This is a genomic window from Litoreibacter ascidiaceicola, assembly GCF_900129235.1.
Classification (GTDB): Bacteria; Pseudomonadota; Alphaproteobacteria; order Rhodobacterales; family Rhodobacteraceae; genus Litoreibacter; species Litoreibacter ascidiaceicola.
Genome location: NZ_FQUV01000005.1, coordinates 62560 through 86044, shown reverse-complemented (window position 1 = coordinate 86044; position 23485 = coordinate 62560). Strand labels below are relative to the sequence as shown.

At 60.6% G+C, this 23485-nt stretch carries 31 protein-coding genes; 19 read left to right on the top strand and 12 right to left on the bottom strand.

The genetic code is table 11. From position 1 onward, the window contains the following. Positions 1–27 precede the first annotated feature (27 nt). From BUB72_RS11405 to BUB72_RS11385, 5 genes are all read right to left on the bottom strand, one after another. On the bottom strand, positions 28–354 hold the full coding sequence (locus BUB72_RS11405) for an H-NS histone family protein (protein WP_073143841.1): 327 nt from the start codon (positions 352–354) through the stop codon (positions 28–30). A gap of 79 nt (positions 355–433) precedes the next feature. Continuing rightward, positions 434–1597, bottom strand: a complete 1164-nt coding sequence (locus BUB72_RS11400; RefSeq protein WP_073143840.1) for a lytic murein transglycosylase — start codon at positions 1595–1597, stop codon at positions 434–436. Positions 1598–1628: 31 nt separating this feature from the next. After that, positions 1629–2528: an adenosylcobinamide-phosphate synthase CbiB gene (gene cbiB / locus BUB72_RS11395; protein ID WP_073143839.1), complete on the bottom strand. Its 900-nt coding sequence runs from the start codon at positions 2526–2528 to the stop codon at positions 1629–1631. Beyond that, the gene (locus tag BUB72_RS11390; protein WP_073143838.1) at positions 2525–3463 is read right to left on the bottom strand and encodes a threonine-phosphate decarboxylase; all 939 of its coding nucleotides are present in this window, start codon (positions 3461–3463) and stop codon (positions 2525–2527) included. Before BUB72_RS11390 ends, cbiB begins: the two co-directional genes overlap by 4 nt. Beyond that, positions 3456–3830: a DUF1636 family protein gene (locus tag BUB72_RS11385; protein WP_073143837.1), complete on the bottom strand. Its 375-nt coding sequence runs from the start codon at positions 3828–3830 to the stop codon at positions 3456–3458. The genes BUB72_RS11390 and BUB72_RS11385 overlap by 8 nt, the downstream gene beginning before the upstream one ends. 207 nt (positions 3831–4037) lie before the next feature. On the opposite strand from BUB72_RS11385, the gene BUB72_RS11380 reads away from it, so the two are divergent. Beyond that, complete coding sequence (locus BUB72_RS11380; protein ID WP_073143836.1) at positions 4038–4400, top strand: response regulator; 363 nt, start codon at positions 4038–4040, stop codon at positions 4398–4400. 3 nt (positions 4401–4403) lie between these two features. Here BUB72_RS11380 and BUB72_RS11375 read toward each other — a convergent pair whose 3' ends face one another. Further along, positions 4404–5378 (bottom strand): glutathione S-transferase family protein, encoded by a 975-nt coding sequence (locus BUB72_RS11375; RefSeq protein ID WP_073143835.1) that lies wholly within the window; start codon positions 5376–5378, stop codon positions 4404–4406. A gap of 296 nt (positions 5379–5674) precedes the next feature. On the opposite strand from BUB72_RS11375, the gene BUB72_RS11370 reads away from it, so the two are divergent. The 8 genes from BUB72_RS11370 to BUB72_RS11335 all read left to right on the top strand — a co-directional run bounded on the left by BUB72_RS11370 (position 5675) and on the right by BUB72_RS11335 (position 12711). After that, positions 5675–5896, top strand: coding sequence for a DUF6732 family protein (locus BUB72_RS11370; protein ID WP_073144371.1), 222 nt, complete (start codon positions 5675–5677; stop codon positions 5894–5896). Then, positions 5893–7119, top strand: coding sequence for a sirohydrochlorin chelatase (locus BUB72_RS11365; protein ID WP_073143834.1), 1227 nt, complete (start codon positions 5893–5895; stop codon positions 7117–7119). The genes BUB72_RS11370 and BUB72_RS11365 overlap by 4 nt, the downstream gene beginning before the upstream one ends. Positions 7120–7181: 62 nt before the next feature. After that, positions 7182–7820 (top strand): precorrin-8X methylmutase, encoded by a 639-nt coding sequence (locus BUB72_RS11360; protein ID WP_073143833.1) that lies wholly within the window; start codon positions 7182–7184, stop codon positions 7818–7820. Continuing rightward, complete coding sequence (gene cbiE / locus BUB72_RS11355) at positions 7817–9019, top strand: precorrin-6y C5,15-methyltransferase (decarboxylating) subunit CbiE (RefSeq protein ID WP_073143832.1); 1203 nt, start codon at positions 7817–7819, stop codon at positions 9017–9019. The genes BUB72_RS11360 and cbiE overlap by 4 nt, the downstream gene beginning before the upstream one ends. Then, complete coding sequence (gene cobI, locus BUB72_RS11350) at positions 9016–9717, top strand: precorrin-2 C(20)-methyltransferase (RefSeq protein WP_073143831.1); 702 nt, start codon at positions 9016–9018, stop codon at positions 9715–9717. The genes cbiE and cobI overlap by 4 nt, the downstream gene beginning before the upstream one ends. After that, positions 9708–11519, top strand: a complete 1812-nt coding sequence (gene cobJ, locus BUB72_RS11345) for a precorrin-3B C(17)-methyltransferase (RefSeq protein WP_073143830.1) — start codon at positions 9708–9710, stop codon at positions 11517–11519. Before cobI ends, cobJ begins: the two co-directional genes overlap by 10 nt. Beyond that, positions 11516–12286 (top strand): precorrin-4 C(11)-methyltransferase, encoded by a 771-nt coding sequence (cobM, locus tag BUB72_RS11340; RefSeq protein ID WP_073143829.1) that lies wholly within the window; start codon positions 11516–11518, stop codon positions 12284–12286. Before cobJ ends, cobM begins: the two co-directional genes overlap by 4 nt. 74 nt (positions 12287–12360) lie before the next feature. Further along, positions 12361–12711 (top strand): hypothetical protein, encoded by a 351-nt coding sequence (locus BUB72_RS11335; RefSeq protein WP_073143828.1) that lies wholly within the window; start codon positions 12361–12363, stop codon positions 12709–12711. Here BUB72_RS11335 and BUB72_RS11330 read toward each other — a convergent pair. Beyond that, on the bottom strand, positions 12708–13577 hold the full coding sequence (locus BUB72_RS11330) for a LysR substrate-binding domain-containing protein (protein ID WP_083588641.1): 870 nt from the start codon (positions 13575–13577) through the stop codon (positions 12708–12710). The two genes, BUB72_RS11335 and BUB72_RS11330, sit on opposite strands and share 4 nt — an antisense overlap. A gap of 80 nt (positions 13578–13657) precedes the next feature. Here BUB72_RS11330 and BUB72_RS11325 point away from each other — a divergent pair, with 80 nt between their 5' ends. The 5 genes from BUB72_RS11325 (at position 13658) to BUB72_RS11305 (ending at position 18448) form a co-directional block, all read left to right on the top strand. Next, complete coding sequence (locus tag BUB72_RS11325; protein ID WP_073143827.1) at positions 13658–14641, top strand: fatty acid desaturase; 984 nt, start codon at positions 13658–13660, stop codon at positions 14639–14641. Continuing rightward, positions 14638–15480, top strand: a complete 843-nt coding sequence (locus tag BUB72_RS11320) for a sugar phosphate isomerase/epimerase (RefSeq protein WP_073143826.1) — start codon at positions 14638–14640, stop codon at positions 15478–15480. The genes BUB72_RS11325 and BUB72_RS11320 overlap by 4 nt, the downstream gene beginning before the upstream one ends. A gap of 126 nt (positions 15481–15606) precedes the next feature. Further along, positions 15607–16608, top strand: coding sequence for an N-acetyltransferase DgcN (gene dgcN / locus BUB72_RS11315; protein ID WP_073143825.1), 1002 nt, complete (start codon positions 15607–15609; stop codon positions 16606–16608). A gap of 12 nt (positions 16609–16620) precedes the next feature. Next, positions 16621–17586 (top strand): N-acetyl-D-Glu racemase DgcA, encoded by a 966-nt coding sequence (gene dgcA, locus BUB72_RS11310; RefSeq protein ID WP_073143824.1) that lies wholly within the window; start codon positions 16621–16623, stop codon positions 17584–17586. A 4-nt stretch (positions 17587–17590) separates the two neighbouring features. Then, a complete protein-coding gene (locus tag BUB72_RS11305) occupies positions 17591–18448 on the top strand; it encodes a D-amino-acid transaminase (RefSeq protein WP_073143823.1) in 858 nt (285 codons plus the stop codon). Here BUB72_RS11305 and BUB72_RS11300 read toward each other — a convergent pair. Genes BUB72_RS11300 through BUB72_RS11285 form a run of 4 tightly spaced genes read right to left on the bottom strand, consistent with a single transcriptional unit; the run spans position 18445 to position 20096 of the window. After that, positions 18445–18732: a hypothetical protein gene (locus BUB72_RS11300; RefSeq protein WP_073143822.1), complete on the bottom strand. Its 288-nt coding sequence runs from the start codon at positions 18730–18732 to the stop codon at positions 18445–18447. The two genes, BUB72_RS11305 and BUB72_RS11300, sit on opposite strands and share 4 nt — an antisense overlap. Continuing rightward, the gene (locus BUB72_RS11295) at positions 18729–18989 is read right to left on the bottom strand and encodes a hypothetical protein (protein WP_073143821.1); all 261 of its coding nucleotides are present in this window, start codon (positions 18987–18989) and stop codon (positions 18729–18731) included. Before BUB72_RS11295 ends, BUB72_RS11300 begins: the two co-directional genes overlap by 4 nt. Positions 18990–19045: 56 nt before the next feature. Next, a complete protein-coding gene (locus BUB72_RS11290) occupies positions 19046–19345 on the bottom strand; it encodes a DUF1244 domain-containing protein (protein ID WP_073143820.1) in 300 nt (99 codons plus the stop codon). Between the two features lie 13 nt (positions 19346–19358). After that, positions 19359–20096: an N-formylglutamate amidohydrolase gene (locus BUB72_RS11285; RefSeq protein WP_073143819.1), complete on the bottom strand. Its 738-nt coding sequence runs from the start codon at positions 20094–20096 to the stop codon at positions 19359–19361. A gap of 123 nt (positions 20097–20219) precedes the next feature. On the opposite strand from BUB72_RS11285, the gene pyk reads away from it, so the two are divergent. The 5 genes from pyk (at position 20220) to BUB72_RS11260 (ending at position 23258) form a co-directional block, all read left to right on the top strand. Next, on the top strand, positions 20220–21671 hold the full coding sequence (gene pyk, locus BUB72_RS11280) for a pyruvate kinase (RefSeq protein WP_073143818.1): 1452 nt from the start codon (positions 20220–20222) through the stop codon (positions 21669–21671). A 29-nt stretch (positions 21672–21700) separates the two neighbouring features. Further along, the gene (locus tag BUB72_RS11275; protein ID WP_073143817.1) at positions 21701–21925 is read left to right on the top strand and encodes a hypothetical protein; all 225 of its coding nucleotides are present in this window, start codon (positions 21701–21703) and stop codon (positions 21923–21925) included. Between the two features lie 131 nt (positions 21926–22056). Beyond that, positions 22057–22257 (top strand): 50S ribosomal protein L35, encoded by a 201-nt coding sequence (gene rpmI / locus BUB72_RS11270; protein ID WP_073144367.1) that lies wholly within the window; start codon positions 22057–22059, stop codon positions 22255–22257. Positions 22258–22269: 12 nt separating this feature from the next. After that, the gene (gene rplT / locus BUB72_RS11265) at positions 22270–22632 is read left to right on the top strand and encodes a 50S ribosomal protein L20 (protein ID WP_073143816.1); all 363 of its coding nucleotides are present in this window, start codon (positions 22270–22272) and stop codon (positions 22630–22632) included. A 191-nt stretch (positions 22633–22823) separates the two neighbouring features. Further along, the gene (locus tag BUB72_RS11260) at positions 22824–23258 is read left to right on the top strand and encodes a BLUF domain-containing protein (RefSeq protein WP_073143815.1); all 435 of its coding nucleotides are present in this window, start codon (positions 22824–22826) and stop codon (positions 23256–23258) included. Here BUB72_RS11260 and BUB72_RS11255 read toward each other — a convergent pair. After that, positions 23255–23476: a hypothetical protein gene (locus tag BUB72_RS11255; RefSeq protein ID WP_073143814.1), complete on the bottom strand. Its 222-nt coding sequence runs from the start codon at positions 23474–23476 to the stop codon at positions 23255–23257. The two genes, BUB72_RS11260 and BUB72_RS11255, sit on opposite strands and share 4 nt — an antisense overlap. Positions 23477–23485: the final 9 nt, after the last annotated feature.

Below are 23485 nucleotides of genomic sequence, written 5' to 3'. Positions count from 1 at the left end.
AGCCGAAAGCCCCTGAAACAGATTTGGTTAAACCTTGAAGTCTTCCAAAGATTTTCCGGACTTCAACGCATCTTTCAGCCAAAGCGGGCGTGCGCCGCGGCCTGCCCAAGTTTTGCTTGCATCATCAGGATGGCGATAAGCCGCTTTCGCAGGCTTTTTCGCGGCCGGTTTTTTGGCAGATGTGCCACCTGTCAACTCGTCCAGCGAGAAACCCATCTCCTTTGCCTTTGCTTTCACAACGGCCAGAGCTTTGTTTTTTTGTTTTTTGTCGTGGCGGGAAATTGCTTTTTCGACACGGAGTTTCAGCGATTTGAGTTCTGCCAGCGACAGTGGTTTTAGATCAACTTTTGCCATTTGTTTTATTTAGCTCCCCAGCTTTGTTAATGATGGAGGCATTAAAGCAATTTTTTCCCAATTCCAAGAGGTTCGTGCATTAGAGTTTTTTGAGCAATTCAACAGTTGGCCAAGCATCAGCCGGCAAGCCAAGGCGTTTTTGTTCCGCCTGCACCGCGCCGCGTGTTCCCGAGCCTAGAATGCCATCAATCTTGCCAACGTCATGCCCGCGCGCAGCCAGTTTTTTCTGAAGGGCCTTCATATTCGCGTCGGAAAGGCCCGGATCGGGATTGCCTGCATTGTAGACCGGCGCGCCGGAAAGGCGGGTGGCGAAATATGCGGCTGTCGTCACATAGACGAAGCTTTGGTTCCACTCGAAATAGACGCGAAAATTCGGATAGGCGATAAATGCCGGACCCTTCCGGCCCATTGGCAAAAGAATGGAGCCGCTGTTTCCCTGAAAACTTCCCGATCGTGGTTTGACGCCCATTGCCGCCCACTCGGTCACATCAAGCGTGCTGTCCACCCCTGTTTTCGACCAGTCCATCTGGGACGGGACCTGCACTTCTTGCAGCCACGCCTGACCGGGGGTCCACCCCAAAGACCGCAGCATTTTGGCACCGGACAGAAGCGCGTCCGGGGCTGATGTTTTCAGGCTGACCTTACCGTCGCCATCACCATCCACACCGTTTTCAATGATGTCTTCGGGCAGCATTTGCACCATACCAATTTCGCCTGCCCATGCGCCTTTGGTGGTTTTCGGATCGAAGTTGCCGCGCTCGAATAATTCCAAAGCCGCAAAAACCTGTGGGCGAAAGAGCTCGGGGCGGCGGCAATCGTGGCTTAGGGTCATCAATGCATTGAACGTGTTGAAGTCGCCTTGCACAGCGCCGTAATCGGTTTCCAGTGCCCAAAACGCGAGCAGGACACCAGCAGGCACGCCATAATCCCGCTCGGCGCGTTGGAAAACAGACGCGTATTTTTTGGCGTTGCTCCGGCCTTTATTAATGCGCGACTGCGAAATAACGCGGCGCGAGAAATCAATGAAGTCACGTTTGAACACACCTTGGGAGCGGTCGGCTTTCAGGACCTTCGGGTCCTGACGGGCGGATGAAAAGAAGCGATCAACATCGGATTTTGAATGACCCTTCGATATCGCTTCGGCCTTCATGCCGCCAACGAACGAGGCCCAGCTTCCCCCGCACGCAGCAAAGGCGGCGGGCGTGATTGAAGACAAAGCAAGGGCAAGGCAGAGGTGGCGCATTGAAAACTCCAAAAAACAATTTCGGCGCACCCTATGCAATCACCCCCCAGAGGGCAACGAACGCTAGCGTGAGGCCCCAGGCCTTCCAAAGCACTGTGACCGATGCATCGATGTCGTCTGGTCCTGCGCTGTGGCGGCCTTCGGGGTTCACATAGGGCTCGTCGCGCAAGGTTCCATCATAGCTTCGCGGACCTGACAGTGAGATACCCAGCACCGATGCCATAGCCGCTTCGGGCCATCCGGCATTCGGAGAGCGATGCAGCCCCGCGTCGCGCTGTGCCACTCCCATGGCGTTCGGTCGCAAATGCACCAACGCGATCAGGATCGCGGTAAGGCGGGCAGCGGGCCAGTTCACCAGATCGTCGAGACGGGCGGAGGCCCAGCCGAATTCTTCGTACCGGTCGTTCTTATAACCGACCATGCTGTCAGCGGTGTTGATGATTTTGTAAGCCAGCAACCCGGGAAGGCCGAGCAGCGCAAACCAGAAGACCGGCGCGATTACCCCGTCGCTCAGGTTTTCCGCAGCGCTTTCTATCGCGCCCCGCGCAACGCCGGATTGGTCGAGCGTTTTGACGTCCCGCCCGACAATCCTCGCGACCATTATGCGCCCGTCCCCAAGGCTGAGGCGCAGGGCGCGGGCGACGTCTGACACATGGTCCGCCAAAGAGCGCTGCGCGATCAGAATTGCACCGATGACGATCTCGACAAGCGGCCCAAACGCGGACAACACAGCGCCTGCGACCAGTGCGGCTGCAACCAGAAGGACAATCAGCAGGATGCCCTTCGCACGACGGTCCTTGCCGGTATTCAGCCGGGTCTCAAGCCATGAAATCCCCTGACCCATCAGCACGGCAGGATGCGGCACGCGGTCCCAAAGCCATTTCGGCTCGCCCAGAACTGCGTCGAGAAGCATCGCAAATACGACAGTCATAACGCAGCCTCCAGTTGGTCCCAGCGATCCGGTGCAGGCAGGCCAAGGCGCAGCCAGCGGTCCGAATACGGAAAGATGCGCGACCAGACGTGACCTTGCGCAAGCTTGTCCTGCCACGCCGCCGCATCGCCCACATCATAAAGGCGGAACAGTGTGGTGCCGCCTTCCAGCTTGGCTCCGGCCTTGGCCATCAGCGTATCCAGCCGCGCCGCATCTTTGCTGAGACGCGCCCGCGTGGCGTCGGCCCAAGCCAAATCCTCCAGCGCCCGTGCTCCGATTTCCAAGGCAGGCCCCGAGACGGCCCATGGCCCCAGCAGATCACCTAAGCGTTCGATGGTCGCGGGATGCGCAATCGCAAAGCCAAGGCGCAGCCCTGCCAGACCCCAGAATTTGCCGAAGCTTTTCAGCACAACCCTGTCGCTGCGCCAACTGTCGGCGACATGGCTCACCTCTGGCATGACGTCGCAAAAGCTTTCGTCGATGATGGTGTTATCGGTGATGTTTTCGGCGCGCCAAACTTGACCATCGGGATTGTTGGGATGCACCAAGACCGTCACGTCCGATGTGTCGCGATCCCGCACGGTCCAAGCGGCGGCACGAAAGGCGGCGGCGTGCTCGTTATAGGTTGGCGTCGGGATAGTGACGGTCGCGCCCTCAAACAGATGTGGCGCGCGCGCGATCAGGGCCGAGGCCCCTGCGGCAGCGATAATTTCCGCTTCGTCCGGCACGTCCCAAAACCTGCGTGCGGCCAGGATGATCCGATCGTGCGCGGTGCGGTCGGGCAGGGCGGTCCATGCCTCGGAGTGAACGGTGCCTATCGGGTAGGGAACGGGATTGATGCCCGTCGACAGATCCAGCCATTGCGCCCGCGATCCGCCATAATGTGCAACGGCGGCGTCTAACCCGCCACCGTGGTCGCGGGAGGGGTTATTCATCGGTCGGCAAAGGTGGATGGCGGGTTACGAAATGGCCTTTAATGGCCTGAGGCCATTGCTTGTACGGCACTTGCCCGCTCTCGCTTATCGCATGCAGGGCGGCATATCCGACGACGGCTTCGGCGGCTTCTTGCGACGGTTCAAACTCACCGACGGTGTAGTTCAGCTTGTTCGCCCCCTGGATTGCCACATTGCAGCCGCGCGCGCAGCCCATCAGGCAGGAATGGCGCCGCGTGCGAACGCCTGCGGTTCCCATGGCGGCGGCCTCAATGAGGTCTGCGAACACTTCGCCGTCGGTCACCCCCAGCGCACGGGCGTCCCAGTCGTCGCGTTTGCAGGTGTCGCAGATGGTGATCCAAGTGGTCATCGGGGGTCTCGCGTTGCAATTCGGTTCAGGGGACCATGAAGCGGAAAATCGTAAAAGACGCAAGAAGGTCGCGGTGGCCACCGTTTTGTTAACCATTCGTTAGGGAGTCGGAGCGCAATATAGGGTGTCCCTCAAGCACAGGGACCAAAAAGAATTGAATTTTGCGGGAAGCGTACCGGCCAATCCTCGCCTAGGTCGGAGTAGTTAATGGAAGTTCTCATTGTTGAAAATGGGGGTGGCCTCGGCCAGCTCTGGGCTGATCATGTTGGTCGGCTCGGGTGCGAAGTTGCCCTCGTTCATACCCAAACGGAAGCAGAAGCGCTGTTGCGACAGCAGTCGTTCGATGTTCTCGTCATAAATCTCAACCTTCACCCGCGTGCGGGTGATGCGTCAGCCATCGCGGATTATGCAAATTTCCGGCGGCCGGAAGCCAAGGTGGTCTTCGTGACCAGCAACAGCTTCTTTTCCGACGGATCTATTTTCCGCTACATGCCAAATGCGTGCGCGATGGTACCCACCAACACCTTGCCGTCAGACTTGGCGGCATTGGTGGAGTATCACGGCCGCTAGGCCCTAGCCCCGACCGTGTGGCTCCTGCCAATCCAGAACCGGATTGATGGGAATGATGCGGTTGGGGTTAATCGTCTCGTGGCTGTAGTGATAGTGGCGCACGATGTGATTGAAATTCACCGTCCCTGCCACACCCTCCCATTGATACAATTCGCGCGTGTAGGCCCATAGGTTGGGATAGTCGATCAGCCGCTTGCGGTTGCATTTGAAGTGCAGGTGATACACCAGATCGAACCGCGCCAGTGTGGTGAACAGCCGCCAATCCGCTTCGGTGTTTATATCGCCCATCAGATAGCGGTTTTCGCCCAATCGGTTTTCCAGCCATTCAAGACTGTCAAAGAGCGGGCCGACAGCCTCGTCATAGGCACTTTGGGTGGTCGCAAACCCGGATTTGTAGACCCCATTATTCACCGTGCTGTAAATGCGATCGTTAACTTCTTCGATGCCATCGCGCAGCGCTTCGGGCCAGAAATCCAGAATATTGCCGGTGATCCCGTCGAAGGCCGAATTGAACATCCGAATAATTTCTGAGGATTCGTTGCTGACAATCGTCTCGCGCTGTTTGTCCCACAAGATCGGGACAGTGACGCGGCCAGACACCTGCGGGTCCGCCTTCAGATAAATGTCGCGGGCAAAGGGAAGCCCGTACAACCTGTCACCCGTCGCACCATGGCTGTCTTTTTCAAAGGTCCAACCGTCACCCAGCATGTCGGGATGAACGACCGACACGTCGATCAGGTCTTCCAGCCCTTTGAGCTTGCGGAAGATCAGCGTGCGATGCGCCCAAGGGCACGCATGGGATACATAAAGATGGTAGCGACCGGCCTCTGCCTTGAAGCCGTCCCCGCCGGATGGCCCCGCGCTGCCGTCTGCCGTGATCCAGTTGCGAAAGCAGGCAGTCGAGCGTTTGAACGCCCCGCCCGTCGATTTCGTGTCATACCAAGTGTCGTGCCAAACGCCGTCTACGAGTTGTCCCAAAGAAATACCCTCCACTTTCGCCCCGCACGCTAGCCCGCGCCGCCGCACCCGTCACCTCGCGTGAATGCACAGAAACTGCGCATCACGCCGGTTTTGGAACGTCGCTCGCCGCTCTGCCCCATTGCGGCGGGCGGTCTTGCCCCATATACCTTCGACTCGAAAGACGAGGGCGAAAAGCCCAGAGAGGTTGGCGGCCTTAGGATCGACCCAGATAGGGGGTCCAACGGTTGCATCGTCACGATGCGGGTGCGTGCCCCGATCTCTCCCCTATGGAAGTTTGGATGAAAGGCGCCGCAATGACCCGACTGATTTTCACCTCAATTCTAATGCTGCCGGCGTCTGCCGCCTCAGCCCATGTGGGCCATGTGGGCGAGTTTGCCGGTCACGATCACTGGGTCGCCGGTGCCGCTTTGGGGGCCGCATTGGCGGTGTCTATCTGGGGGGCCCTGAAGGGCAAGAAAGACACCGACAAAGCAGAGGTGGACACGTCCGACGACGCTGAAGAGGAAGCAGCATGAGCAAGATCGGTGTGATGATCTGCGGCCACGGCTCGCGCTCTCAGGCAGCGGTGGACCAGTTTTCCGTCCTCGCAGAAAAGCTGCCATCCTATCTGCCCCCCGAGTGGCAGGTCGAATACGGCTATCTCGAGTTTGCCAACCCTGTAATTCGCGATGGCCTAGACAAGCTGCGCGCGCAGGGCTGCGATAAAATTCTGGCCGTGCCGGGCATGCTGTTCGCCGCGATGCATTCCAAGAACGACATTCCCACCGTGCTGAATACCTATGCCGTCAAGCATGACATCGAAGTCAGCTATGGTCGCGAATTGGGCGTCGACCCCAAGATGATCGCCGCCGCAGGCGCGCGCATCCAAGAAGCCGTCGATGCTGCCAACGCGCAGAAGCATGTGCCGAACGAGGAAACCTGCCTCGTGGTCATCGGCCGTGGGGCCTCCGACCCTGACGCCAATGGCAACGTCGCCAAGATCGCCCGCATGCTGCATGAAGGCATGGGCTTCGGCTGGGTCGAAGTCGGCTATTCCGGCGTCACCTTCCCGTTGGTCGAACCCTGCCTGAGCCACGCCGCCAAGCTCGGCTACAAGCGCATCGTGGTGTTCCCTTACTTCCTGTTCACCGGCATCCTGATCGACCGCATCTACGGCTTCACCGATCAAGTCGCGGCACAGCATACCGACATCGAGTTCGTCAAAGCTGGCTACCTGAATGACCACGCCGCCGTGTTGGCCACTTTTGCCGAACGTATCACAGAGCAGATGGGCGCGAACCCGCCCCCCAATTGCGGCATCTGTGCCTATCGCACGCAAATACTGGCAGGCGAGAACGGCGCGTCCGTGACCATCCCCGCCGAAGCGCGCCAAGGCCATCCGGCCTTCTCCGACACGCCCCCGCCGACCTGCGTTTTGTGCAAATACCGCGTGCAGGTGCTGGGCTTCGAGGGGGAAGTCGGTGCGGTTCAGGAATCGCACCACCACCATGTCGAAGGCCAGGGTGCCAACGCACCGGGCTCAAATGTCGCAGATTGTGCGCTGTGCGATACCTTCTGCACCGGCATGTGCCGCCTTCAGGATGCAGGTCACCACCACCACCACCATCATCATCATGACCATGCGCATGGCCATGATCACCACGACCATGATCACGATCACGATCACCACCATCACGCACCCTATCCCCATGCCAAACACCCGCATGGACCGGAAAGTGCGCGTAAGGCAAAGATCTGACTGTTTCATCTTGGTCAAAATATTCCCGCCGGAGGCTCCGCCCTCACAACCCGAGAACGCCCGTGAGACCCTACGAAAAAGACCCTTCGGCGATCTACGCCCAAAGCTTCGCCACGGTCCGCGCCGAGGCCAATCTGGACCGTTTCCCGAACGGTCTCGACTGTCTCGCGACACGGGTGATCCACGCCTGCGGCATGGTCGAAATCGCGGACCGTTTGGCTTTCTCGGATAACGCCTATACCGCAGGCCATCATGCGCTCGCCGCTGGCAAACCGATCCTGTGCGATTGCGAAATGGTCGGCGCAGGCATCATCCGCCGCTACCTGCCCGCGGAAAACGAGGTCATCGTGACCCTCAACGACCCCTCCACCCCCGACCGCGCTGCCGCGATGCGCAACACAAGGTCGGCCGCGGCGGTGGAATTGTGGGAGCCGCATATCGCAGGCGCGGTCGTTGCCATCGGGAACGCGCCGACCGCCTTGTTCCACCTGCTGGACCTCATCGATCAGGGCTTCCCAAAGCCCGCTGTGATCCTCGGTTTCCCCGTGGGCTTTGTCGGCGCAGCTGAGTCCAAGGCAGAACTTGCCGCCAACCCGCGCGGCTGCGAATTCGTCGCCCTCAGAGGCCGCAAAGGCGGCTCCGCCCTTGCATCCGCCGCCGTTAATGCCCTTGCCGCTGGCCTGCCGGAGGATCAAACGTGACCGATAAATGGCTCCACATCGTCGGCATTGGCGAGGACGGCATGGACGGTCTCACCCCCGTCACCCGCGCGGTGGTCGAGGCGGCGGAAGTCATCATCGGCGGGGATCGCCACCACCAGTTGTCTGACAACATCACCGCCTCCCGCGTGGCGTGGCCATCGCCCTTCGACGCACTGATCGAGACGCTGCAAAGCTACAATGGCAAGCGCGTCGTGGTGCTGGCCACCGGCGATCCGCTCTGGTTCTCGGTCGGGGCGCGCATCGGGCGCTCCATCGACCCGTCGCAAATCGTCTACCACCCGCAACTGTCGGCTTTTCAACTGACCGCCGCCCGCATGGGCTGGAGCCTCGCCGACGTCGAAACCCTCACCGTGCATGGCCGCCCCGTGCAGCAGATGGTGGCGTTCATCCAGCCTGACCAGCGCTTGATTATTCTGACCACCGGCGCGGACACCCCTGCGCAAATCGCCAAGTTCCTGACGGAGCGTGGTTTTGGCCAGTCGCAGATGACCGTGCTGGCCTCCATGGGCGGCGACAAAGAACAACGCTTCGATGGCACCGCCGCCGATTGGTCCCACGAGGTGCCCGCCTTCAATACGCTCGCCGTGCATTGCATCGCCGCCCCCGATGCGGCGCTTTTGCCGCGCGTGCCGGGGTTGGATGACAGCCTGTTCCAGTCTGACGGCACTATGACCAAGCAAGAGGTCCGCGCCGCGACAGTTGCCAAGCTGATGCCCATGCGTGGTGCGCTGCTCTGGGATATCGGCACAGGCTCCGGCTCCGTCGCGATCGAATGGATGCGCGCGGCGCGCTATGCCCGAGCGCTGGGGATCGAGCCTCGTGCCGACCGCCGCGCCATGGCTGCCGAAAACGCGCTGGCTCTTGGTGCCCCCAAGCTGGAGCTGATCGACGGCGAAGTTCCCGCAGCCCTGCACGGCCTCGACGCGCCCGATGCGATCTTCATCGGCGGCGGTCTCAGCCACGAGACCTTCAACATCGCTTGGAACAACCTGCGCCCACTGGGTCGTTTGGTCGCCAACGCCGTGACGCTGGAAAGCGAGGCGATACTCATTGACCTGCACAAGAAACACGGCGGCGATCTGGTGAAAATCAGCGTGCAACGCGCCGAACCCGTCGGCCGCCTGACAGGCTGGCGCCCGTCGATGACCGTCACCCAATGGAGCTTGGTGAAGCGATGAGCGGCACGCTCTATGGCGTCGGCCTCGGCCCCGGTGACCCTGAGTTGATCACCCTCAAGGCCGCGCGCCTGATCGAAAATGCGACCACCATCGCCTATCCGACGCTGGCGGGCGGCGACAGTTTCGCCCGCTCAATCGCGGCAGACCTCATTGCAAAAGGCACCAATGAGATCCGCATGGACGTGCCGATGAGCACCGAACGCCAGCCCGCCCAGGACGCCTACGACACCGGCGCTGCGGAAATCGCCGCAGTGCTGGAAACCGGCGAAGACGTCGTCTGCCTGTGCGAAGGCGATCCGTTTTTCTACGGCTCGTTCATGTATCTCTTCGCGCGGCTCTCCAGTCGCTTCGACACGCAAATCATCCCCGGCGTCACCTCCGTCACCGCCTGCGCCGCCCGCGCCGCGATGCCGCTTGCCGCCCGCAACGAACGCCTGACGATCCTGCCCGGCCCTCTGCCCGAAGACGAACTGCGCACCCGCATCGACGGGGCGGAAAGCGTTGTCATCATGAAGGTCGGTCGTCACTTGCCCAAGATCCGCGCCGTGATCGACGACCTCGGGCTGACTGATCAAGCCATGTATGTCGAACGCGCCACGCTGCCAGAAGAGGTGGTTTTGCCGCTCTCTCAAGCGCCTGAAAAAGCGCCGTATTTCTCAATTATTCTGCTGACCAAAGGGGCCGATCCATGGCTGTAAAACCCGTCATCCTGTGCCTCAACCGCGCGGGCGAGGCCACCGCACACCGCATCGCCAAGCTGCTGGACGCCCCCGTGCATGGCCGCGAAACCCGCGTGGATCAGGCGGATGTGTTCTTCGCCAACGCGCTGGATCACACGCGGATGTTGTTTCAAGCAGGCACTCCAATCATCGGCGTCTGTGCCTCTGGCATCCTGATCCGCGCCGTCGCCCCCGTGCTGGCCGATAAAACCGCCGAGCCGCCCGTGCTGTCCGTCTCCGATGACGGCGCAGTGGTGGTGCCGCTCTTGGGCGGTCACCGTGGCGCGAACCGTCTGGCCGCGCAAATCGCTCAAGCCTTGGGTGCCACCGCTGCCGTCACCACCGCAGGCGACGTGGCGCTTGGCGTGGCACTCGACGAGCCGCCCGCAGGCTACCGCCTCGCCAACCCCGAAAACGCCAAAGACGTCATGGCCAAGCTGCTCTCCGGCGCAGGTGCAACCATAGAAGGCAACACCCCGTGGCTGGCGGACCTGCCCAAAGGCGACGCTGTGACCATCGCCTGCACCACGGCACCCGCCACGGCAGACCTCGTGTTCCACCCGCAGCAGGCCACCCTTGGCGTAGGCTGCGCCCGCAATTGCGCACCGGAAGAATTGCACGACCTCGTTATGAAAACCCTAATCGAGGCCAACATCGCGCCAGCCGCGCTCAAGGCGATCTACACGCTGGACCTTAAAGCCGACGAGCCCGCCGTCCATGCCTTGTCCCGCGCGCTCGACATCCCCGTGCGCGTCTTCGACGCTGCGACGCTGGAGGCAGAGACCCCGCGCCTGCAAAACCCGTCCGATGTGGTCTTCGCCGAGGTCGGCACACATGGCGTGTCTGAGGCCGCAGCACTGGCAGGGGCGGGCGACACGGCCACCCTGATTGCGCCCAAGCACAAAACCAAAAACGCCACCTGCGCTGTAGCATTGGCCCCCCAGCCCATCACCGAACTGCGCGGTCGCGCACGCGGCAAGCTGTCGATCATCGGCATCGGTCCGGGCCAGCATTCGTGGCGTACGCCCGAGGCGTCGCAACTTGTAAACGAGGCCGAAGAGCTGGTCGGCTACGGCCTCTATATCGACCTGCTCGGACCGCTGGCTTACGGCAAGCATCGCTCCGACTTCCCGTTGGGAGGCGAGGAAGACCGCTGCCGCTACGCGCTGGAGCGCGCGGGCGAGGGCCGCAACGTGGCGTTGATCTGCTCCGGCGACGCGGGCATCTACGCCATGGGCGCGCTGGTGTTCGAACTGCTCGACCGTAGCCCAGAAGACCTCGGCGTCACCGACGCCGCACGCCGTGTTGAAGTCGTCTCCACCCCCGGTGTCTCGGCCTTGCAAGGCGCCGCTGCCCGCGCGGGCGCACCCTTGGGTCACGACTTCTGCGCCATCTCGCTGTCGGATCTGCTGACCCCACGCGAGGACATTGTCAAACGCCTGCACGCCGCCGCCGAAGGCGACTTCGTCATCGCCTTCTACAACCCCGTCTCCATGCGCCGCCGCACGCTTTTGGCCGAGTCGCGGGACATCCTGCTGAAACACCGCCCCGCCGACACGCCGGTCATGCTGGCATCGTCGCTGGGCCGCCCCGAAGAACACGTGCGCTACCGCCGCTTGGACGAATTGGAGGTCGACGAGGTCGACATGCTGACCGTCGTGCTGGTCGGCTCCAGCCACTCCAAACTGGCGCAGCTGGGCGAAGGCCCGCGCATGTATACCCCGCGCGGCTATGCGCGCAAAATTGACGGCGATTTGGCCAAAACAGGAACTGACCTATGACCGTATACTTCATTGGCGCAGGCCCCGGTGATCCCGAGCTGCTGACCATCAAGGCGCAGAAAACCATCGCCCGCTGCCCAGTGTGTCTCTACGCGGGTTCGTTGGTTCCCGAACAGGTCGTCGCGGGCGCACCCGACGGCGCGCGCGTCATGGACACCGCGCCCATGACGTTGGACGATACCCACGCTGAGATCGTCGCGGCCCACGCCAAAGGCCAAGACGTCGCCCGCGTCCATTCCGGTGACCCGTCACTATACGGGGCTATTGCCGAGCAAATCCGCCGCCTGAAAACCGAGGGTATCCCTTACGAGATTATTCCGGGCGTCCCGGCCTATGCCGCTGCCGCCGCCGCGTTGGGGCAGGAATTGACCGTGCCGGAAATCGCGCAATCCATCGTGCTGACGCGTATGTCGATGAAATCGACCTCCATGCCCGCAGGTGAAACGCTGGAAAACTTCGCCCGCACAGGCGCCACTTTGGCGATCCATCTGGGCATCCGCGCGCTGCGCGAGATCGAGCGCCAGTTGATCCCGTACTACGGCGAGGACTGTCCCGTGATCGTCGCCTATCGTGCCTCGTGGCCTGACGAGCTTTACCTGCGCGGCACGCTCAAAGACATCCGCGAAAAGGTCCGTGCCGAGAAGATTACCCGCACCGCGCTGATCCTCGTTGGCCCCGCATTGGCGGAGGTGAAGGACTTCCGGGACAGCGCTTTGTACGATCCCGAAACGCCCCATGTGCTGCGCCCGAAGGTCAAAGTTTCATAAAATTGTCGTAAAAACTTGATGTTAACGGGTTCGATGCTCAATATTCCCCGAGGGAGAGTAAAGGAATCGCTGCGATGATCGAATTTTTGCCCAAAGACATTGAAGACGGATTGGCTAAGGCGCGGCTGAAAGCCGCCTCCAAAAAGACCCGCCTTCGCGTGCAATCGGGGGAGGATATGATCCCCTTGGTGCGCCTGACCAGCAGCAATTTTGCGATCGAGCGGGAGCTTGCGCCGCGCTTGCGTGGTCTTGTCGACATCTACGATGGGTCGCGTCATTTGTATCAGGCTCTGGTCGTCGCTACGTCATTCGACGGCGAAGCCGTTGTGTTCGAATTCAAGCGCAATACCGCAACCGCCAAAGGCCCCGCGCTGGACTTCGTGCAGGAAGAGGACGCGCCGGTCGCTCTTTTGCCGAGCCACTAAAGCTCCGCCAGCAACCACGCTTCGAACGCCCGCGCGCTCTCGCTGGGCAGTGCATTACCATGCACCAGCCAGTAGGCGCGGGGTGACGGAAGCTCGAACGGATGCACCTGCATCAACTCCCCCCGCTCCATCGCCGCACGACTGGTCAGGCGGTCGCCCAGCGATACACCCTGTCCGGCCTTCGCGGCCATCTCCATGATTTGCAAATCCTGAAACACCACACCGGCATCGGGTGTTTTAGTACTACCTGCCGCGCTGATCCAGCGTTGCCAGTCCTGACGGTTGTCGAGATGCAGCAAGGGAAATCGGGTTAAGGCGGTGGCATCATGCACCATTTGCCCGCCGACCATGGACGGGGCAGCGACTGGAAAGAACCCGACATCGACGAGCTTGGTAGACCCCGGCGGCACCTCGTCAGGAAGCAGGAAGCTGATGTAGAGATCGTTTCGCCGCGCGCCCAAGTCACCATAGCCACGCGGGGTGTTGATCCGAAGCGCAACGCCGGGATGCTTGGCCAGAAATCCACCGATGCGCGGGGCAAGCCAGCTAGCGGCGAAGCCGGAGGCGACGTTTAAAGTCAGCGATCCGGTCAGGGCCTGCGTTTGCGACGCGCGTGCAAGCACCTCAAGGGCGGGGCCGATCTCCGATATATATTGGCGCGCGCGCTCCGTCAGCCGCACTCCGCGCCCTTCGCGGCGGATCAGCGGGAAACCCAACTGCTCCTCCAAAGCCTTCAATTTATGGCTGATCGCGGACTGCGTCACCGACAATGCCTCCGCCGTGCCGGTGATGGAGCCGGTACGGGTCAGCGTCACCAAGGCGCGCAGGGCAGAGGTCGACGGGATCGGTATATGAATCCATTTCATGCGATAGCTGAATAATTATCGTATGACATGAGAAAAAATACAGGTCAAACTGGCGCCTTACTTTTAGATGGGGACAATTCATGGAAGCCAGCTTCTCACGCCGCAAACTCGTCACGCCTCAGGAACTCCGCGCGCTCAACGAACGGTCCGACCTGAAGGGTGCCATGCAGATGGCCAGCCATCTCGGTGCGATTGCCCTCGTGGTCATTCTCCACGCGCAAGCCATGGGCACTGCTTGGGTTTGGCTCACCGGCGCGGCACTCGGCATTTTGCTGAACGTCCTCTATGCGGCGCAGCACGAACTTAGCCATGCCACCGTCTTCAAAACCCGCAGGGCAAACGAGGTGTTCGGGCGCATCATCGGCTTCATCCAGCTGTTCCCGCGTGACTTTGATCAGGTGATGCACTTCGCCCACCACACCTATACGCAGGATTGGGAGCGCGACGGCGAGTTGGTCCGCGAGCCCTATACGCTGACCACCTACCTGCTCTGGCTCAGCGGCATCACCTATTGGCGCAACCGCATTTTCGGCAACATTCGCCGCGCCCGCGGGATCATTCTGGAGCCGTTCATCCGCGCCGAGGAAGAGTCCAAGATCATCCGCGAGGCGCGTATTCACGTCGCCCTCTACGCCTTGATTGCCGTCCTCTCCATCGCTGCCGGCTCTTGGGTCGCCGTTACATTCTGGCTGCTGCCAATGGTGCTGACCAAGCCCATCCATCAGTTGCAAAACACCATCGAACATCTGGGCCTGAGCCACGAGGATGACATCCTGGAGAACACCCGTTCGACCCGCACCAACGCCGTGATCCGCTGGCTGTGCTGGCAAATGCCTTACCACACCGCGCACCACGTCTTCCCCGCCGTACCGTTCTGGAAGCTGCGGGACTTGAACGAAAAAATCGAAGCGCAAGCGGGCGAGGTGCATCGCATGGGCTGGATCGAATTCCAGATCGAGGTGATCCGCAAGTTGATGGCAAAAGACGAAAGCCAATACCCGATGGACGAGGTCTGGGTCGTCCCCACCTCCGGCGGCCGCGCCGCGCGGATACCGGCTGAATGAGGCGGCTACAGGTCTACACCTCCCTCTGGGCGATGCAGCCGCATGACCAGACGGGGGTGAAACTGCCCTACGATCAGGTCTGCGACATGGTCGCGGGCGCGGGCTTCGACGGCATGGCGATTGATCTGGGCGCGTCCGATGTGGAGGTCGCGCACGCCGTCCGCCCGCATATGGAGCGCAACAACCTCACCCCCCTGATCGTCGCCTTCCCCAAGACGGTGGAAAGCCTCGAAGACACGCTGAAAATGGCCAAGGACTTCGGCGCGCCGTTTGTCGACGTCATCGGGCAGGTCATGCCGATTGCACTTGATGACATGGTGCCGGTGATCGAGACGTGGATGGAGATGTCCGACAAAATCGGCATGCCGATCCAGTTCGAGACTCACCGCAACTGCATCACCAATGACCTCTACACCATGCTGCAACTTCTGGGCCGCATCCCCGATATGCGGGTCTGCGCCGACCTCAGCCACTACGTCGTGGACCGCGAATTCTGGTATCCACTATCCGACCACGACCTTGGCCTGATCAGTCGCGTTCTCGAACGCTCCGACAGTTTTCAGGGCCGCGTCGCGTCCCGCCAGCAAATCCAGTTGCCGCTGGATTTCCCGCAGCACCAGAAATGGGTCGAGCTGTTCAAAACCTGGTGGCGCGAGGGCATGACAAGCTGGCGCGACCGCAACGCAACCGGCGACTGCATCTTCCTGTGCGAGCTTGGCCCGCCCGAATACGCGATGACGGGCGCGGACGGCAAAGAGCTGTCTAACCGCTGGGAGGAATCGCTGCAAATCAAAGGTTGGGTTGAAGATATCTGGTCCGACTTGGGTGGCGACGAATAATCTTCGATAAATCAGCACCTAAGTGGAGGTTTCTCCCACCTCATAGCTGCAAGTCAGGATATCGCGGACAAAATCCGCCAAACAGCCTCCTATGCTGCCTCCAAATCACGTATACGGAGACCTGCCATGATCCAGACCCCTTACCTCCTATTCCTCGGCGACGCACCTGACGCCCTGTCCGCAAAAGTCGCCCAAGGCATCAAGGACTGGCGTCCGGAAAACGCCGTGGGCCAGTTCCGTATGGAGGGCTGCGGCACCACCGTGGGCCTGACCGACATGAGCTTGCAAGAGGGTCTGGACGCAGGCGCTAAAACACTGGTGATCGGGGTGGCAAATCGGGGTGGTTATATCTCCGACGCATGGAAAGAGGTGCTCGTTCAGGCGCTGGAAATGGGCTACGACATCGCGTCGGGCCTGCACAACCTGCTGCGTGACGAGAACGAAATCCAGCGCGCCGCCAAGGTCCACGGCGGTACCCTGCATGACGTCCGCATCCCCTCCGTCGCCTATCCGATCGCCAACGGCGTCAAGCGCACGGGCAAGCGGTGTCTTGCGGTCGGCACCGATTGTTCGGTCGGCAAGATGTATACGGGCCTGTGCATGGATGCCGAGATGGTCAAGCGCGGGATGAAATCCACCTTCCGTCCCACCGGCCAGACCGGCATCCTGATCACCGGCGGCGGTGTGCCGCTGGACGCGGTGATCGCCGACTTCATGGCGGGCGCGGTGGAATATTTGACCCCCGACAATGACGACGACCACTGGGACCATATCGAGGGGCAGGGCTCGCTTTACCACGTGTCCTATTCCGGCGTGACCATGGCGCTGATCCATGGCGGTCAACCGGATGCGCTGGTGTTGTGCCACGAGCCAACCCGCAAGCACATGCGCGGCTTGCCGGACTACCAGCAACCGTCGCTGGAAACTCTGCGCGAAACCGCGTTGACCATGGCGAAGGTGGCGAACCCCGCCTGTCAGGTCACCGGCATTTCCATCAACACCCAGCACATGACCGAGGACGAAGCCCGCGCCTACATCAAGCAAGTCGAGGACCGCATGGGCCTGCCCACCACCGACCCGTTCCGCTTCGGGGCGGAGCGTCTCGTGGATGCGCTCGAAGCACTTTAGGGGGATCGCGCCATGAGCATCACAGTCACCAAGGACGTGTTCCAGCTGGCCGAGGTGTTCACCATCTCGCGCGGCTCCCGCACCGAGGCACAAGTCTTGACCGTCCGCGTCGAGCGCGACGGCGTGGTCGGGCAGGGCGAATGCGTCCCCTATGCCCGCTATGGCGAGACGCTGGATTCCGTGATCGCGGAAATCCTGTCGCTGCCGTCCGAGATCACGCGCACTGCCTTACAAGGCGTGCTGCCCGCAGGGGCGGCGCGCAACGCGGTCGATTGTGCTTTGTGGGATTGGGAGGCCAAGAAAGCTGGCGTCCGCGTTTGGGACTTGCTGGGTCTGCCCGCGCCCAAGCCCGAGATCACCGCTTACACCCTGTCGCTGGCTGATCCCGCCGCGATGGAAGCCAGCGCGCGCAAGCATAACCACCGTCCGCTGCTCAAAATCAAACTCGGCACACCCGACGACATGCCCCGACTAGAGGCCGTGCGCCGTGGTGCGCCTGATACTCCGATTATCATCGACGCCAACGAGGGCTGGACGGCGGACGTTTACTCCGACCTCGCCCCGCATCTGGTGCGCCTTGGGGTGAAGCTGGTGGAGCAACCCTTGCCCGCAGGCAACGACGACATGCTGGCCGAAATCGACCGCCCGCTGCCTGTCTGCGCCGACGAGGCCTGCCACGACCGCGCGTCGCTGCCGTCCCTCAAGGGCAAATATGACGTGATCAACATCAAACTCGACAAAACCGGCGGCCTGACCGAGGCGCTCGCCTTGAAGGATGCAGGGCTGGCGCAGGGCTACGGCGTGATGGTCGGCTGCATGGTCGGATCGTCGCTGGCGATGGCTCCGGCGACCATTTTGGCGCAGGGCGTGGCCTTCACCGACCTTGACGGCCCGCTTCTTCTGGCCGAAGACCGCGATGAACCTTTGATTTTTGACGAGGCCGGGGTCCACGCGCCCAAGCCCGAGCTATGGGGATAACAAAATGAGCCGCATCGTTTACGTGAACGGAGAGTACCTGCCGGAAGAAGAGGCCAAGGTCTCGGTCTTTGATCGCGGCTTCCTGTTCGCCGATGCGGTCTATGAGGTCACGTCGATCCTCGACGGCAAGATCATCGCCTTTGATGGTCACGCGAAACGCCTGAAACGCTCGCTCGACGAGTTGCAAATGCAGAACCCGATCTCGACCGAGGATCTGCTGGAGGTGCATCACCAACTGGTCAAGCGCAACGAGCTGACCGAGGGCATGATCTATCTGCAAATCTCGCGCGGCAATCCCGGCGACCGCGACTTTGCCTTCCCGTCCGAGGATGTGACGCCGACCATTGTGCTGTTCACCCAAACGGCCAACTTGCTGAACAACCCGAAGGTGGGAACCGGCATGAAGGTGATCTCGGTCGAAGACCAGCGCTGGGCGCGCCGCGACATCAAGACCACGCAGCTACTGTTCCCGTCCATGGCCAAGATGATGGCCAAGGCTGCTGGGGTCGATGATGCGTGGATGGTCGAGGACGGTCACGTGACCGAAGGCAGTTCTAACAACGCCTATATCGTGAAAGACGGCAAAATCATTACCCGCAATCTGGGCCACGAAATCCTACACGGGATCACCCGTGCCGCCGTGCTGGCCTATGCCGAAGCGGCGCAAATGCAGGTCGAGGAACGGCCCTTCACCATTGACGAAGCCAAGAACGCGGACGAGGCGTTTATCACTTCGGCCTCGACCTTCGTTATGCCCGTAGTGGAAATTGACGGGGTGACGTTGGGCGACGGCAAGCCGGGCAAGTCAGCCCTACGCCTGCGCGAAATCTATCTGGAAGAAAGCATGAAGCAGGCGCTTTAGTCTGACTTGTTGAGCGAGTAGTTCTTTTCGCTGCCATCCCATCGCAGAATTGTCAGCAACTCCTGGCGGAACATATGTGACCGCCCGGAGAAGCGCGATGGGGCGTTGCTCAGCTTCATATGCAAAGCCGCGGCCTGAGAGGTCGTCAGCGCCTTGTAGTCCACAGGGCCGACATTCCAGAACGCCAACCGATGCTCGATCGAGCGCAGCAACTGCTCGTTCGGCGCGGCACTCACGGGTGCGGTCAACGCCAGTAGCGCGACAATGGCGCAAGCGCGGATCATTGGCGTCCGAACAGCGTCTTCAACAAGCTGTCACCCAAAACCGCACCGATATTGCCGCGAATTTGCGCCGGTGATTTGTTGCTATGGAGAAGGTGGTTGATATGCACGACCTGCGCACGGGTCAGCCCGTCCACATCCACGTCGGAATAGCCCCAAGTGGGCAGCTCTTGCTTCAGGTGTTCGCGCATAGGCGTCTGGCTGGCGGCCACGGGCAGGGCCAACGCGGTCAGCAGGGCGGCTAGGGTCAGGCGTTTCATCTTGGTCTCCTTTGCGGTCATCCTATCACATAAGGATGCTGCGACCCAATTCACAGTTAAGTGGCGTCTTTGTGGGAAATCTCGAACGCTGCTTTTTGCGTGTCATTCGCCTCGGTCTGGAATTTCTCGCGCCAGTCGCTGTAGGGCATGCCGTAGAACTCCTCGCGGGCCTCGTCTTTGCTCATCTCGATCCCACGCTCATTCGCGGCTTCCTGATACCAACGGCTCAGGCAATTGCGGCAAAACCCCGTCAAATTCATCATGTCGATATTTTGCACATCCGTGCGTTTTTGCAGGTGGGCTTGCAGGGTGCGGAAAGCGGCGGCTTCCAGTTCCAGCTTGGTTTGGGCGTCCATGGTCAAGGCTCCTTTAGCGTTCGGCATCCGCAACGGCTGCGGTGATCATGGGCGCCAATCGCGCGGCCCATGCCTGTTGTTGTGTCTCACTAGAGATGAGGTCGTTGCGCAGTTCAATCAAGACATGCAGATGCCCGTGCGTCAAAGCGTGGCGCTCCATCGTGTCGCCGGGAAGGCGTCCGGTATAGGGTTCGTTGTCACCGACACACAGATCGCTTTCGGCGCGCAGGCGCGACAGCAGTGGCGCGGCCAGCCGCTCGTCACGGGCATACAGCACGCCCACATGCCAAGGGCGCGGAGGACGGCCTGCTAATTGAGGCGTAAAGCTGTGGACCGACACGACCACAGGCGCCTCGCGTTGGGCAACAAGGGCTGTGGCTGCATTGTGATAGGGCCGATGATAAACGTCGAGCCTGCGTTCACGTTCCATATGGCAGGCGTCGCGGTTCGCCGGAATGATCGAGCCGTCATAAAGGCGCATCAAAAGCGTCGGGTCGTCCTCGCCGCGGTTCGGGTCAATCACCAATCGCGAGAATCGTGACATAAGCGCAGGCCCGTTAAAGGCATCCGCGAGGGCGCGGGTCACACCCTCCGCGCCGATGTCATAGGCAATGTGGCGGGCCATGTCGCTTTCCGGAAGTCCAAGACGCGGGGGCAGGCCGTGGGGGACTGTGTTTGTTGCGTGGTCACACAGGCAGACCACGCGCGACGGGCGGGTCTTGCCCACAATTTCGTAGCTTTCAGCGGTCACGGGATATTTTGCCTGTTACAATTTGGCCCATAATAGCCTTGAATAGAGCAAAGCGCCAGTTGCGGTGCGGTGCGAAATCCGTCATATGATACCGCTAACATTTATGCTGACCGAGGGACAATTATGCAAAGACGACTACGCAAGGTTAAGATCGTGGCCACCCTTGGTCCGGCCTCCAATGACTACGACATGATCCGCGCGCTGTTCGAGGCGGGCGCAGATGTGTTCCGTTTGAACATGTCCCATGGCGACCACAGCGAAATCCGCGTGCGCCACCAGATCATCCGGCAGATCGAGAAAGATCTGGGGCGGCCGATCTCCATTCTGGCCGACCTTCAGGGGCCGAAACTGCGCGTCGGCGTTTTTGCGAATGAAGAAGAGGAGCTTGTCGTGGGCGCCCCCTTCCGGCTTGACCTTGATCCTGCCGAAGGTGACGTAAACCGCGTGCAGCTGCCCCATAAAGAGATTTTTGCAGCGTTGGAGCCCGGCTCTAGCCTGCTGGTGAATGACGGCAAAATCCGCCTCAAGGTGAAAGATTGCGGTGCTGATTTCGCCAATTGCGAAGTTGTTGTTGGCGGCACAATCTCCAACCGCAAGGGCGTGAACGTACCGGACGTTGTGCTGCCTTTGGCGGCGCTGTCCGACAAAGACCGCAAGGATCTGGAATTTGTGTGCCAGTTGGGCGTCGACTGGTTGGCCTTGTCTTTCGTGCAGCGCCCCGAGGACGTAGAAGAGGCCCGTAAACTGGCCGATGGCCGCGCTGCTCTCATGTCCAAGATCGAGAAACCCGCGGCGGTAAAGGCATTTGACGAAATCCTTGCCGTGTCCGACGGCATCATGGTCGCCCGTGGCGATTTGGGGGTCGAGCTTCCGGTGCAAAACGTGCCGCCGATCCAGAAGCGCCTGATCCGCCGCTGCCGCACAGTTGCCAAGCCGGTAATCGTGGCGACGCAGATGCTCGAATCGATGATCGACAGCCCCATGCCGACCCGTGCCGAAGTCTCGGACGTGGCGACGGCCATTTACGAAGGCACCGACGCGATCATGCTGTCGGCTGAATCTGCCGCTGGCAGCTTCCCGATCGAAGCGGTGACCACGATGAACAACGTGGCCATCGAGGTTGAAAGCGACCCGAACTATCTTGAAATCATCGCGGCGCAACGCGGCGGCAAGAAAACGACGATTGCAGATGGCATCGTGGTGGCTGCGCGCGAGATTGCGGAGACGACGAATATCAAGGCCATCTGCTGCTTTACCCAGTCCGGCACAACCGCGTTGCTGGTTTCGCGGGAACGGCCGCATGTCCCGATCATCGCGCTGACGCCGCTGGTCGGCACCGCACGGCGCCTTGCGCTCAGCTGGGGAACGCATTGTGTCGTTACCGCCGGCGTGGTCGAGCGGTTCAAGACCGCCGTGGTCAGCGCCGCACGTGCCGCGCGCGAGGATGGTTTCGCGTCGGAGGACGACCAGATCGTGGTCACCGCCGGTGTTCCGTTCAACCAACCGGGCACAACCAACATTCTTCGCGTGGCCCCATGCGAGGAAAGGTTGATTTACAGCTCCGACCCTGAGTAAATCGTTACATTCCTGTTTAGGAGACGATTATGGACTACGACCTGATCCTTGTTCTGGGTATTATTATCGGCGTGCTGACGGTCCCGGCCATGCTTTCGGCGTTCTTGGATGGCAGCGCCCCGCGGGTGGCGACCATCGCAGCCGTGGTGTCGGGCGGGATGATCGTCTTCGCCGCCTATAATGCGCCGGGCGGGTACACCTTTGCGGAACTTCCCGACGTATTCACCAAGGTTGTGGCAGGGTTTGTGCGCTAAACCGGCCACAAGGTAATCCTTATGCTTGCAATGGGTGCGCTTTGGTCCTACGAAGCGCGCTCAAGCCCGTGCGTCCGGCGAATGGCATGCCGAGTCGCGCGTTTTACCACTCGATCTTTGAGGAGATGGAAATGCCGAAGATGAAGACAAAATCAGGCGCTAAAAAGCGCTTCTCGATGACGGCCTCCGGTCGCGTCAAAGCTGGTCAAGCAGGCAAACGCCACGGCATGATCAAGCGCTCGACCAAGTTTATCCGCACCGCCCGTGGCACCACGATCCTCTGCGCAGCAGATGAGAAAATCGTGAAAAAATACATGCCGTACGCGCGCTAAGGAGAATTTGAAATGTCCAGAGTTACATCCGGCGTCGTAACACACGCCCGCCACAAGAAAATCATCAAAGCCGCCAAAGGCTACCAAGGTCGCCGCAAGAACACGTTCCGCGTTGCTACGCAGGCCGTGGACAAGGCGAACCAATACGCGACACGTGACCGCAAGAACCGCAAGCGCAACTTCCGCGCGCTGTGGATCCAGCGGATCAACGCAGGCTGCCGTGCTATCGACGAAGCGCTGACATACTCGCGCTTCATCAACGGCCTGTCGCTGGCTGGTATCGAAGTCGACCGCAAAGTTCTGGCCGATCTGGCCGTGAACGAGCCTGACGCATTTGCCGCAGTGGTCGAAAAAGCGAAAGCCGCACTGGCCTAAGACACTCCGCCATCTGAGGGACAGATGACGACGCGCCGCTCCGGGAAACCGGGGCGGCGTTTTCTATTGGGCAGGTTTGGGCGGTTTATCTGTGGATAAACTGATTGTACGGGCAGGTTTCACTTGATCTTGTCGTATGTGGCTTACAACACTACTAAATGTGGTTTTAACGATTACCTAGGGAGGCCAGCATGAACCTCACCCGCCTCGTGTATTATAGCCAGCGAAACCCGTCCGAGGATTTGGACATCAATTCGCTGATCGAGACCTGCAAGCGCAACAACCCGCGCCAGAACTTGACGGGTTTGCTTCACTATAATGGTGACCACTTTATTCAGGTGATTGAGGGTGGACGCGTTGAGGTGTCAGCGTTGTACCATCGCATTGCCCGAGACCCGCGTCATTCCAACATTATTTTGCTGTCTTGCACCGATGTCCGTGAGCGCATGTTCCCGACATGGTCGATGGCCTTGCATCAAGGCATGGATGCGCAAACGCGGAAGGTGTTCCTGCGCTACTTCGCCACCGATATGATGAATCCCGAGGCGGTGAATGTCGACACATTGCTCGACGTTTTGCAGGATCTGATGATGGAAACGCCGACCAAGTTGACGATTTCCGTTTAGCGCCGCTTGCCTGCGGTTCGCTTCATCTTGTCACGCTCGAATTTGGATCGGGCGCTTTGCGCCTCCGCATCGCGCGTGCGTCTGCGCATGCGTAGAACTTCCGATCCCAACACGCGCAATTGTTTGTCGCTTTGCCCCAGATAGCGGTCACGGGCCAAAAAGTATCCGATCGCGCCACTGGCGGTCATGGCGAACAGCAGGATCAGGAAATTTAGCATGAAACTCGT

Bases quoted from the DNA above. Each gene is read 5' to 3' on its own strand.
- BUB72_RS11405 (WP_073143841.1), bottom strand. From the start codon at position 354: ATGGCAAAAGTTGATCTAAAACCACTGTCGCTGGCAGAACTCAAATCG.
- BUB72_RS11400 (WP_073143840.1), bottom strand. From the start codon at position 1,597: ATGCGCCACCTCTGCCTTGCCCTTGCTTTGTCTTCAATCACGCCCGCC.
- cbiB (WP_073143839.1), bottom strand. From the start codon at position 2,528: ATGACTGTCGTATTTGCGATGCTTCTCGACGCAGTTCTGGGCGAGCCG.
- BUB72_RS11390 (WP_073143838.1), bottom strand. From the start codon at position 3,463: ATGAATAACCCCTCCCGCGACCACGGTGGCGGGTTAGACGCCGCCGTT.
- BUB72_RS11385 (WP_073143837.1), bottom strand. From the start codon at position 3,830: ATGACCACTTGGATCACCATCTGCGACACCTGCAAACGCGACGACTGG.
- BUB72_RS11380 (WP_073143836.1), top strand. From the start codon at position 4,038: ATGGAAGTTCTCATTGTTGAAAATGGGGGTGGCCTCGGCCAGCTCTGG.
- BUB72_RS11370 (WP_073144371.1), top strand. From the start codon at position 5,675: ATGACCCGACTGATTTTCACCTCAATTCTAATGCTGCCGGCGTCTGCC.
- BUB72_RS11365 (WP_073143834.1), top strand. From the start codon at position 5,893: ATGAGCAAGATCGGTGTGATGATCTGCGGCCACGGCTCGCGCTCTCAG.
- cobI (WP_073143831.1), top strand. From the start codon at position 9,016: ATGAGCGGCACGCTCTATGGCGTCGGCCTCGGCCCCGGTGACCCTGAG.
- cobJ (WP_073143830.1), top strand. From the start codon at position 9,708: ATGGCTGTAAAACCCGTCATCCTGTGCCTCAACCGCGCGGGCGAGGCC.
- cobM (WP_073143829.1), top strand. From the start codon at position 11,516: ATGACCGTATACTTCATTGGCGCAGGCCCCGGTGATCCCGAGCTGCTG.
- BUB72_RS11335 (WP_073143828.1), top strand. From the start codon at position 12,361: ATGATCGAATTTTTGCCCAAAGACATTGAAGACGGATTGGCTAAGGCG.
- BUB72_RS11330 (WP_083588641.1), bottom strand. From the start codon at position 13,577: ATGAAATGGATTCATATACCGATCCCGTCGACCTCTGCCCTGCGCGCC.
- BUB72_RS11325 (WP_073143827.1), top strand. From the start codon at position 13,658: ATGGAAGCCAGCTTCTCACGCCGCAAACTCGTCACGCCTCAGGAACTC.
- BUB72_RS11320 (WP_073143826.1), top strand. From the start codon at position 14,638: ATGAGGCGGCTACAGGTCTACACCTCCCTCTGGGCGATGCAGCCGCAT.
- dgcN (WP_073143825.1), top strand. From the start codon at position 15,607: ATGATCCAGACCCCTTACCTCCTATTCCTCGGCGACGCACCTGACGCC.
- dgcA (WP_073143824.1), top strand. From the start codon at position 16,621: ATGAGCATCACAGTCACCAAGGACGTGTTCCAGCTGGCCGAGGTGTTC.
- BUB72_RS11305 (WP_073143823.1), top strand. From the start codon at position 17,591: ATGAGCCGCATCGTTTACGTGAACGGAGAGTACCTGCCGGAAGAAGAG.
- BUB72_RS11300 (WP_073143822.1), bottom strand. From the start codon at position 18,732: ATGATCCGCGCTTGCGCCATTGTCGCGCTACTGGCGTTGACCGCACCC.
- BUB72_RS11295 (WP_073143821.1), bottom strand. From the start codon at position 18,989: ATGAAACGCCTGACCCTAGCCGCCCTGCTGACCGCGTTGGCCCTGCCC.
- BUB72_RS11290 (WP_073143820.1), bottom strand. From the start codon at position 19,345: ATGGACGCCCAAACCAAGCTGGAACTGGAAGCCGCCGCTTTCCGCACC.
- pyk (WP_073143818.1), top strand. From the start codon at position 20,220: ATGCAAAGACGACTACGCAAGGTTAAGATCGTGGCCACCCTTGGTCCG.
- BUB72_RS11275 (WP_073143817.1), top strand. From the start codon at position 21,701: ATGGACTACGACCTGATCCTTGTTCTGGGTATTATTATCGGCGTGCTG.
- rpmI (WP_073144367.1), top strand. From the start codon at position 22,057: ATGCCGAAGATGAAGACAAAATCAGGCGCTAAAAAGCGCTTCTCGATG.
- rplT (WP_073143816.1), top strand. From the start codon at position 22,270: ATGTCCAGAGTTACATCCGGCGTCGTAACACACGCCCGCCACAAGAAA.
- BUB72_RS11260 (WP_073143815.1), top strand. From the start codon at position 22,824: ATGAACCTCACCCGCCTCGTGTATTATAGCCAGCGAAACCCGTCCGAG.
- BUB72_RS11255 (WP_073143814.1), bottom strand. From the start codon at position 23,476: ATGCTAAATTTCCTGATCCTGCTGTTCGCCATGACCGCCAGTGGCGCG.